Origin of the sequence: Pseudoalteromonas sp. Isolate3 (assembly GCF_022398505.1) — a bacterium.
Lineage (GTDB): Bacteria > Pseudomonadota > Gammaproteobacteria > Enterobacterales > Alteromonadaceae > Pseudoalteromonas > Pseudoalteromonas apostichopi.
Genome location: NZ_JAKEVN010000130.1, coordinates 1 through 10,533 on the forward strand (window position 1 = coordinate 1; position 10,533 = coordinate 10,533).

Genomic DNA, 10,533 nt, shown 5'->3' on the forward strand with positions numbered 1-10,533 from the left:
GTATAAACCAACAGGATAACAATAAGCGTCCGAAGGGGGCCACTATGAAAATGATTAGTGCAATAATAAAGCCATTCAAACTTGATGATGTACGTGAAGCATTGGCTGATTTAGGCATTGAGGGGATGACAGTTGTTGATGTAAAAGGCTTTGGTCGTCAACGCGGTCATACTGAACTATATCGTGGAGCTGAATACCAAGTCGATTTTATTCCAAAAATCAAACTTGAAATTGCAACTCGTAGCGAAAATTGTCAACGCGTAGTTGAAACCATCACAAAAATTGCTTCAACAGGCAAAATTGGTGACGGCAAAATTTTTGTTTACGACTTAGACCAAATCGTTCGTATTCGTACGGGTGAACTAGATGAAGAAGCAATTTAAGGGGGAATTATGGAAAACACTATCGTAGAGTTGAAGTTCTCACTCGACACTTTTTACTTTTTAATGTCGGGTGTTTTAGTAATGTGGATGGCGGCTGGTTTCGCTATGCTGGAAGCAGGTTTAGTGCGTGCAAAAAATACAACAGAAATCCTAACTAAAAACGTTGCACTATTTTCTATTGCCTGCACTATGTTTTTATTAGTGGGTTACAACATCATGTATGTTGATAATGCAGAAGGCGGTTTCATTCCTTCATTTGGCGCATTAATTGGCACTCAAGCTGCTGATGCGGACCACTCTTTAGAGTCTGATTTCTTCTTCCAAGTTGTGTTCGTAGCAACGGCTATGTCAATCGTATCTGGCGCGGTGGCTGAGCGTATGAAGTTATGGGCATTCTTAGTTTTTACTGTTGTTTTAACTGGTTTTATCTACCCAATCGAAGGTTACTGGACTTGGGGCGCAGGCTTCTTATCTGAAATGGGCTTTGTTGATTTCGCTGGTTCTGCAATCGTTCATGGAGCAGGCGCTGCGGCAGCGCTAGCTGGTGTACTTTTCCTAGGTGCTCGTAAAGGTAAATACGGTAAAAACGGTGAAATCTATCCAATTCCTGGTTCTAACTTACCGTTAGCAACACTTGGCACACTAATCCTTTGGATGGGGTGGTTTGGTTTTAACGGTGGTTCACAACTACTTGTTTCTGACGCTGAAAATGCAACAGCAGTAGGTAAAATCTTCTTAAACACTAATGCAGCAGCAGCGTGCGGCGCTATTGCAGCACTATTCGTATGTAAAGTGTTATGGGGTAAAGCTGATTTAACTATGGTTCTAAATGGTGCATTAGCAGGTCTTGTAACAATTACTGCTGAGCCAGCATCACCAACTCCATTACTTGCTTGTTTACTTGGTCTATTAGGTGGCTCACTGGTTGTGTTTAGTATTGTTGCGCTTGATAAAGCAAAAATTGATGATCCAGTGGGTGCTATCTCTGTACATGGTGTGTGTGGTTCATTAGGTATCATGCTAGTACCACTTTCAAACTCAGATGCAACCTTTGTTAATCAATTAATTGGCTTAGTATGTATCTTAGGGTTTGTGTTCATCGCATCATCAATCGTGTGGGCAATTCTGAAAAATACCATGGGTATCCGTGTTACCGAAGAAGAAGAGTTGAACGGTATGGATCAACATGACTGTGGTATTGATGCTTACCCTGAGTTTGTATCAGTTCGCAGTAACTAATCTCAGTGCGTGCAGTAGCACGTACCTAACAATATCATTGTGTGTTCAAATCAAAGCTCTACTTAGGTAGGGCTTTTTTGCATTTAAATAACTTTTTTCTAATAAGCGAAATAGTTATTTTTGAACTATGCTTTAAATTCCAAACTAATAAGGAAAAACTATGGATAACAAACTCTTACTTATAATCATTTCACTATTTTTACCGCCTGTGGCAGTATTTTTAAAAGCAGGTGCAGGCAAAGACTTAGTGATTAACATTATTTTATGCTTCATCTTTTTTATACCAGCAGTGATCCACTCGCTATGGCTGTGTACACGCTAAACGAGTTTAAGTGACTGTTAATTTTACAGGTGTTAACATTGCGCTGTTCAAGGTGTATTCCTGTAAAATTAACTGACCAATAGCGAACTCAATGGCTGATAAAAAAACTCCTGCAAAAAAATCGTCTAGCAAACCTAAGGCGACATCAAAGAAAAATACCACTAAGCGCTCACGCGCACCCAAAGGCTCAGCTAAAGCCAGTGTAACAAGAAAACTTTGGTCAATCTTTTGGAAGCTTTCGCTCGCATTGATTATTGCTATGGTGCTGTATCTAATTTATTTAGATGCCAAAATTACCCGTCAGTTTGAAGGCAATAAATGGCAGTTACCAGCACAAGTTTATGCCCGTGCAATGAGCTTTTATCCTGGGCAATACTTGTCTCAGCAAGAGGTTATTTGGGAATTGAACCGCTTAAATTACTCATCTGTAAATAAGCTAAGCCGTACCGGTCAGTATGTTAAATCAGCCAATAGTATTAAAGTGTATCGCCGTGAGTTTGAGTTTTATGATGGCCTAGAAGATTCACAAGTAATTGAGCTGCGCTTTTCGGGGCAAAAGTTAGCAACAATCAAAGATAAGTTTGGTCGTCGTTTAAACAGCGCGCGATTAGAGCCGGTACAAATTGCCCGAATTGGTAATGACTCAAAACAAGATCGTGAGTTTGTACCGCTTGATAAATTTCCACCGATGCTAAAAGACACTTTGCTGGTGGTTGAGGACCGTAATTTTTATCAACACCACGGCGTATCTGTGTGGTCAATTATGCGCGCTCTATACAGTAACATTAAAGCTGGTAGAACAGTGCAAGGCGGTAGTACCTTAACTCAGCAATTAGCAAAGAACATTTATTTAACCCGTGAGCGATCGCTGGTGCGTAAGTTTAATGAAGCGCTTATCGCATTAATATTGGATTATCGCTACAGCAAAGATGAAATATTAGAAGCCTACCTTAATGAAGTGTATTTGGGTCAGTCTTACAATCAAGGTGTTCACGGTATGGGTCTTGCCGCTGAGTTTTATTTCTCAAAACCTGTGGATGAACTTGAATACGATCAAATTGCACTGCTTGTGGCTATGGTCAAAGGTCCCTCGTATTACAACCCGCGTCGTTATAGCGAACGTGCAATGGAGCGCCGAGATCTCGTACTTCGTTTAATGGTTGAAAATAAGCTTATTGATACTCGAGAATACCGCGCGGCGTTAAAGCGTCCTATTGATATTGCACCGATGAAAGACAGCCTGCAAAAGTCATATCCGGGTTACTTAGAGTTAGTTAATCGCGAATTAAAACGTTTGTTACCAGATCAGCAGGTGTTAGATGCTGGGGTACGTGTCTTCACCTATTTTGACTTACAAAAGCAAACAGCAATGGAAGAGTCTATTGAAGCAAGTTTACCTTACCTAGAAAGACGCCCAAAAACAGAAGAGCTTGAGGCGGCGATGATCTCTGTTAATGTTGAAAAGGGTGGGGTCTCAGCATTAGTTGCAGGTCGTGACGTACGTTATTTTGGTTTTAACCGAGTGCTAGATACTAAGCGTAACATTGGCTCATTAGTTAAGCCCGCAGTTTATTTAACTGCATTTGAAAGTGGCAAATTTAATGTTGCCACCTTGGTGGATGACTCACCGCTACAAGTGACTAATGAGCAGGGGAAAGTTTGGCAACCAGAGAACTTTGACAAGCAGTTCCGCGGCCCTATGCCACTATACAAAGCATTTAGTAACAGTATTAATATTCCTGCAGTTAACACGGGTCTTGATGCTGGTGTAGATAAAGTGGCCGATACCTTGAAGCGTTTAGGTGTAGAAGGGCGTATTGATCAATACCCATCATTGCTTTTAGGTGCACTTGAGCTTTCTAGTTTTGAAGTGGCACAGCTTTATACTACCCTTGCCGCAGATGGCCAGTACCGCGAATTAACGTCTATTTCAGCACTGACTGACTCAGTAGGTAAAGTACTTTATAAACATGAAGTGGCTTCGCAAAAACGCTTCGACGATGCATCAATTTACATGACCAAGTACGCAATGAAACGGGTGACCAAAGACGGCACCGCTAAACGTTTAAACGCCCACTTCCCATCAATCCAACTTGCAGGTAAAACAGGCACTAGTAATGATTTACGCGATAGCTGGTTTGCCGGTTTTGACCAAAACACAGTTACTGTTGCATGGATTGGTCGCGACGATAACAAGAGCACAGGTTTAACAGGCAGTGTTGGTGCACTAGAAGCCTATATTCGCTACCTTAAACCACTCAACCCTGAAGCCATAGCGGATACTCGTCCTGCTTCTATTCGTTGGGCCTTTATTAACGAAGAAACCGGTCTGCAAGCGCCTCCGGGTTGCGGTAAAGTTGTGCAGCTACCAATCCGTGTCAGTGAGTTTGAGCCCAGACCAACTTGTGTTAGAGATTAATAACACCTTAAATAAACGAATTGGCAAAGAATAAAAAAAGCCCCAGCATTGAAAAATGCTGGGGCTTTATATTAGCTTTCTTAACGCTTATTAAAGCTTCGCGAATGCGCGCTCTGCTGCTGCAATAGTATCGTTGATCTCTTTTTCAGAGTGTTCAGCACATACAAAGCCAGCTTCGAATGCAGAAGGAGCTAGGTAAACGCCTTCTTCAAGCATTAAGTGGAAGAACTTTTTAAAGCGCTCTAAATCACACTCAGTCGCTTGTTGGTAGCTAGTTACTTTTTCTTTGTCAGTAAAGAAGAAGCCGTACATGCCACCTGCGTAGTTTGTTGTAAGTGGAATACCTGCTTTTTTCGCTGCGGCTTCAAAGCCTTCACAAATTGCTTTGCTCTTAGCTTCTAGTTCATCGTGTAGACCTTCAGCGCATAATAACTCAAGCGACTTTAAGCCTGCAGCCATGGCAATTGGGTTACCTGATAATGTACCCGCTTGATAAACTGGGCCGACAGGTGCGATGAAATCCATGATTTCTTTCTTACCGCCAAATGCACCCACTGGCATACCGCCACCGATTACTTTACCTAGGCAAGTAAGGTCTGGTTTGATGTTGTAGTAAGCTTGTGCGCCACCTAAAGCAACACGGAAACCTGTCATTACTTCATCAAAAATAAGCACTGATTTGTATTCATCACACACTTCACGTAGACCTTCTAAGAAGCCAGGTACAGGTGGAATACAGTTCATGTTGCCAGCAACTGGCTCAACGATGATACAGGCAATGTCGTCAGCGTATTTTTCGAAAATTGCTTTGACTTCATCAAGGTTATTAAACGACACCGTTAATGTGTGCTTAGCAAAATCTTCAGGGATGCCCGGTGAGTTAGGTACACCCATAGTCAATGCGCCTGAGCCTGCTTTTACTAGTAGTGAGTCGGCATGACCGTGGTAACAGCCTTCAAACTTTAAGATTTTGTCACGGCCAGTGAAGCCACGCGCTAAGCGAATTGCACTCATGGTTGCTTCAGTGCCTGAGCTCACCATACGTACTTTTTCGATTGATGGTACGAGCTCTTTTACTTTCTCGGCCATTAAGATTTCAGTTTCGGTTGGCGCACCATAGCTTAAGCCATTTTCAACGGCTTCTAATACCGCTTGTTTAATAGCTGGGTGGTTGTGACCCATGATCATTGGTCCCCATGAACCAACGTAATCGATATAACGGTTACCATCAGCATCAAAGGTAAAAGGACCTTCAGCTTTAGTGATGAATAAAGGAGTACCGCCAACGCCATTGAAGGCACGAACTGGTGAATTAACACCGCCTGGGATTGATTCTTGTGCGCGATTAAAAAGATCTTGGCTAATTGTCATGAATAGTCCTATTGGGTTGTCACGTTAAATGAGTTGGTTTGCAAGGGCTCAAAGAACCCAAAACGAAGCGTGTTAGCTATTACGTTTACGGCTGAACCAAGGCACGTCGACTTCATATTGCTCAACTTTGTCGGCAACATCTAAGGTTAGAGCAAACAACGCCATGCGAATTAACACGCCATTTTGTACTTGGCGAAAAATTGCTAGGTTGTCGTTGCTATTTAAATCGTTATCTAGCTCGTTTGCTTCTAAACGGCTATCTCTAGGAAGTGGGTGCATCAGTACTGAGTTGGGCTTACAGTGTGCGTTGTAAATTGCTTGGCTGATACGAAAACCACCACGGTATTTGTTAGCTTCTTCTTGTGAAGGGAAGCGTTCCTCTTGGATACGGGTTTGATACACAATATCTGCCGCCAAGTTGCCTTCCATTTTATCCACTACTTGTATTTTATGACCAGCGTTATCAACAGCATCCAAAATGTAGTCTGGCATTTGCAAGCCATCAGGTGCCACCATAGAGAATTTTACGTCTTTATAATGACAAAGTAGTTTAGATAGAGAATGTACAGTACGGCCATATTTTAAATCACCTACAAGGGCAATGTGCATACCGTCGATACCTTGGTCGAAACGACCAAGTTCACGTTCGATGGTTAGTAAGTCAAGCAAGGCTTGTGTCGGGTGCTCATTCGAACCGTCACCGCCATTGATAACAGGTACATCGCAACCTGTGGCAAATTCAGCAACAGAGCCTGCGTCTGGATGGCGCATTGCAACTGCATCTGCATACGCTGAGATTACGCGAGCTGTATCATATAAAGACTCACCTTTTGCTAACGCAGAGCTTTGCATGCCCGTGGTTTCACGAACTAAGCCACCAAGTAAGTTAAATGCAGTGCCGAAGCTTACACGGGTACGTGTACTTGGCTCGAAGAACAAGTTCGCTAAAATTGCGCCTTCTAAAACATTGGTGCGCTTTTGCTTTTTAGCATAAGGCTCCATTTTCTTAGCAACTGCAAAAATACGTTCAATACAATCTCGATCAAGCTGATTGACCGACAGGATATTTTCACCTTGGAAACTTAGCATGGGTTTGTTCCTAATTACATTTATTGGGCGCTGGCGCTCGGTATGGGAGGCCGCATAAATTTGCGCAGTACTATAGCAAATTTTTAGCGTACACAGCAGCAAATTATAAGTTAGGTTTAATAATTGCCAGTGCCACGATAGCTAAAAGGATGAGTACTGGAACTTCATTAAAAATACGGTAAAAGCGATCGCTTCGTGTATTACGGTCATGCTTAAAGTCAGCCAGTAATTTAAAGCAGTAGCCATGGTAGATGTAAAGAATAATTACTAACACAAGTTTGTAGTGCAGCCACATGCTATATCTAAACCAATCACGGCCATATTCAAAAATAGTGAGTACGCCAAACACCAGTGTTAAAACGGCAAACGGTGTAACAAAATAAAGTAAACGACGCTCCATTACTTTAAGCATTGAGTTGCAGGCTTTTTCTTCACTCATTGCATGGTAAACAAATAGTCTTGGCAGGTAAAAAATACCTGCAAACCAAGCAATCATAAAAAATACGTGGAAAGTTTTATAAACTAATAGTGCAGTCATTTAAGCATCCATTTTAATTGTTATAACAAGCTGTTACGTATGGTAAGGATATGTCTGATTTGGTCCCAACGCAAAAGTCCCATAATTTGTTGGTTATCAAGCAGGTTGTAAATATACACTGCACCGCTGCGCTTATCTTTTAGTAAGTCAAAGGCATCGGCTAAAGTGGCTTGGCTACTTAAGCCCGCAAGGCTAACATATTTGATATTACTTTCTTGGTCAGACATCAAACTTAAATCATACTCTGCGAGGCGGTAGCCATTTTCTTCATCATGAACAATAAGAGGGGTTTGGCTATCAAGGGCATCCAGCGACTCTTTGATTTGTTGTTTGTCGTCACTGTAGAGTAGCTTGAATTGTTCATCCATTTCATCCATCACCCCGACTTTTTGCAATGCTTCGGTGGCTGGTGATATTTGATATTCAAGCCCTTGGAAATCGAGTTGTTGCATAAAAATAGAGCGGTTACCAAAAAACTGCAGTGCAGTGACATAGGCCGTTGAGATCACAATCATCGCAGGCACAATAATCTCAGGACTTGAAGTTAACTCCATAACCGTGGTTAAAGCTGCAAGTGGTGCGTGTAATGTCGCGGCCAATAACCCTGCCATACCAAGCATGCTATAGGTACCTGTGATATCAACGCCTGGGCTAATAAACTGTGCAAAAAAGGCCATTAAGGTGCCCATCAAAACTCCTAGCCCAATAACAGGGCCGATGATTCCGCCGGGGATACCTAAACCAATAGCAAACAAGGTGGCGAGTAATTTGGCAATCAAGATGGTTGTTAAAAACTGCACATCGTCAGGTGATTCAATAGCAATAGTAATAGCACTCATACCAGAGCCCATTGCATGAGGGACCATATAAGCAATCAAGCCCGCGATAAATCCTGCCAGTAATAGGCGAGGAAACATGCTAAGTGGTTTAAATGTGCGAATTATGAGCATTAAGTTTTGGTTAAACGCATAAGCAACAGCGCCAAGTGCCATACCAAAAATGATTAAAAATGGATAATGCCAACCACTCAATGGGTTCATGGTGATAAGCGCAAGCTCTGAAGCATCACCGAAGACAAATTGAGTTGCTAATGCCCCTGTAACCGCTGCAAGCATGATGGGCACGAAAATATGCACTTTATATTCCCTGAGAACCACCTCCATTACAAATATGACGGCTGCTAGTGGTGTATTAAACGATGCGGCAATACCAGCCGCGACACCACAACCCGTAAGAGTGCGCATTGCATTATGGGGAAGGTGTAACTTGTCGGCGAGTAAACTCGCACCTGTTGCGCCCATATGTACTGATGGACCTTCTCGACCAACTGAAAAACCACTAATTAGAGCTAGTGCACCACCGACAAATTGGTTGACCGTGTTATAGAGCGGCATATGACCATAATGTTTTTTAATGCGGTGTATTACGAATGGGATGCCAAGGCGATAATGCTTAAAGCCTGTTAAGGCGGCAAATAAGGCAATTAATAAGGCTGCACCAACAGGCATTATCACCCGTTCGTAAGTTGGTAAAGTGGTAAAATCGTCGGGCTTATCTAAAAATAAGCTTTGAAAAAACATGATGGTGAGGCGAAAAAGTATGATCAACACTGCCGCAATTAACCCTGCACTTACACCAAGTAAGCACAATTGCACAGATGTTTTAGGCTTTGCTAGGCGACGTCTTAGTCTCTCAAGCCACATGCATATTTCCTCACAGCACTTTTGAGCTGCAGTTTAGCAAATCAAATTCACTAAGTCGTTGGGATTTTATAATTTATCCGCATTTTGGGTAAATTTAGCTAATCTGTGCTGTTGTTAATTTGCTTCGTTAATTCAGGTAAGCGAGCGGTAATTGCTTTAGATAATTCATCTACAAGCGGTGCGTGTTTTTTATGAATAACTGTGTTTATAGCCAATTGTCTTAAGATAACCACAGAGAAGTCATTTTGAAAAGTGTTGATATCGCTATTCAGTGCAGGGTAGAGCGCATAATCTAGACGGCCTTTTTTTAACATTTTAAGGGTATGGCTTAAGTCTTCGTTATTAATAATTTCTGCCTTAATATCAAACTCGCTGAGAATTTCGGTATCACCAATAGAGCTCATAATTCGATTATTTGGTTTAGCTAAAATATCCCGGTCACATGGCCTTGATTTTCGACACAAAAGTACCAAGTTTATAATGCCAAGACTTGGCTCAACGACAATCACGTTGTCGAACTTTTTTAGGTTGCTTTTTGAACGCACAATATCACCGTCAACCACGCCTGCGTTCAATAGCAATACGCCTCTTCTAGCCGGGGTTGCTTGCATCTGAACCTTGATATTTAAATCACTATAAACATCAGCCATTATTTCTTTAAAAGGAGTGATGCGAGGTATATCTATATAGGTTAACAACAATTTTTTTGGCCGAGAGTAGTTTGTTGCTAAAGAACTAGTGCCAGCAAATAAATCATTGAGTAAAGTGATTTTAGCCTGATTTTCCGCATTATCTCTCATACCAATCACTAACGGGAAGTCTGGAAACTGAGTCACTATTTTTGGCTCTGGGAAGTTCTGCTGCCTTGCAAAGTAATTAAGAACTTTTGGCGCACTAATCGCAAAATTAATTTGCTTAGTTTGCATTAAGTGAAACAACTCTTCATCGTTTGTTGTTTTTACTATGCTGTCTTCATAGGATTTGATTACTTTTTTGATAACATCAGGGTAGGTGTAGGGCCCAACAACTCCTACTTTATTTTCACTAAAAAGCTGTTCAATATTTTCAAAATCCTGTGGGTTTGACTGGGTAGTAATAACCGCTATTTGGGAGTTTAAGATAGTTGGTGAGGCAATAAAACCAGGCATTATTTCTGAAGGCCAAGCAGGATAATAACCAAGGTAGCCTGTTAACTCGGCTTTTTTTATAGCATCCTGCCAAGGTAAGTATTCAACCTCAAGACTTATAGATTGTTTAGCAAGCGAGCTTCTTAAAAAAGCGATGGCATCTCCGCCATTTTCCATTTCACTGCTAGCATATGGAGGGAATTCTAGTGAGGTTATTTTCCAAGTTTCTTGTAACCTTGTACTAGCCGCTGAAGATGAGCTGAAAACAAGTATAATAAGAGCATAAAAACAAGTGCGCATGGTAAAAAGCTGTATCTTATACACAACTGACGCTGCCGACGA

The 10,533-nt window shown here is 41.7% G+C and carries 9 protein-coding genes; 4 read left to right on the forward strand and 5 right to left on the reverse strand.

Annotation, left to right across the window (positions count from 1 at the left end; all coding sequences use genetic code 11):
• The first annotated feature begins 44 nt into the window (after window positions 1-44).
• The 4 genes from L1D46_RS17930 to mrcB all read left to right on the forward strand — a co-directional run bounded on the left by L1D46_RS17930 (window position 45) and on the right by mrcB (window position 4,363).
• Window positions 45-383 carry a P-II family nitrogen regulator gene (locus L1D46_RS17930; protein WP_054554260.1) on the forward strand — a complete coding sequence of 113 codons (339 nt, stop codon included), beginning with the start codon at window positions 45-47 and terminating at the stop codon, window positions 381-383.
• A gap of 9 nt (window positions 384-392) precedes the next feature.
• Window positions 393-1,622 carry an ammonium transporter gene (locus L1D46_RS17935; RefSeq protein WP_130049527.1) on the forward strand — a complete coding sequence of 410 codons (1,230 nt, stop codon included), beginning with the start codon at window positions 393-395 and terminating at the stop codon, window positions 1,620-1,622.
• Between the two features lie 160 nt (window positions 1,623-1,782).
• On the forward strand, window positions 1,783-1,944 hold the full coding sequence (locus L1D46_RS17940; protein ID WP_082401591.1) for a YqaE/Pmp3 family membrane protein: 162 nt from the start codon (window positions 1,783-1,785) through the stop codon (window positions 1,942-1,944).
• Window positions 1,945-2,035: 91 nt separating this feature from the next.
• Window positions 2,036-4,363, forward strand: coding sequence for a penicillin-binding protein 1B (gene mrcB / locus L1D46_RS17945; protein WP_239977985.1), 2,328 nt, complete (start codon window positions 2,036-2,038; stop codon window positions 4,361-4,363).
• A gap of 90 nt (window positions 4,364-4,453) precedes the next feature.
• On the opposite strand, the gene hemL is transcribed toward mrcB, so the two are convergent.
• The 5 genes from hemL to L1D46_RS17970 form a co-directional block, all read right to left on the reverse strand.
• Window positions 4,454-5,734 (reverse strand): glutamate-1-semialdehyde 2,1-aminomutase, encoded by a 1,281-nt coding sequence (hemL, locus tag L1D46_RS17950; protein ID WP_239977986.1) that lies wholly within the window; start codon window positions 5,732-5,734, stop codon window positions 4,454-4,456.
• Between the two features lie 72 nt (window positions 5,735-5,806).
• Window positions 5,807-6,823, reverse strand: a complete 1,017-nt coding sequence (locus tag L1D46_RS17955; protein WP_130049524.1) for an aspartate carbamoyltransferase — start codon at window positions 6,821-6,823, stop codon at window positions 5,807-5,809.
• A 103-nt stretch (window positions 6,824-6,926) separates the two neighbouring features.
• Window positions 6,927-7,361 carry a CopD family protein gene (locus tag L1D46_RS17960; RefSeq protein WP_130049523.1) on the reverse strand — a complete coding sequence of 145 codons (435 nt, stop codon included), beginning with the start codon at window positions 7,359-7,361 and terminating at the stop codon, window positions 6,927-6,929.
• A gap of 20 nt (window positions 7,362-7,381) precedes the next feature.
• Window positions 7,382-9,064 (reverse strand): chloride channel protein, encoded by a 1,683-nt coding sequence (locus tag L1D46_RS17965; RefSeq protein ID WP_130049522.1) that lies wholly within the window; start codon window positions 9,062-9,064, stop codon window positions 7,382-7,384.
• 98 nt (window positions 9,065-9,162) lie between these two features.
• Complete coding sequence (locus L1D46_RS17970) at window positions 9,163-10,368, reverse strand: transporter substrate-binding domain-containing protein (RefSeq protein WP_168989991.1); 1,206 nt, start codon at window positions 10,366-10,368, stop codon at window positions 9,163-9,165.
• Between the last annotated feature and the right edge of the window lie 165 nt (window positions 10,369-10,533).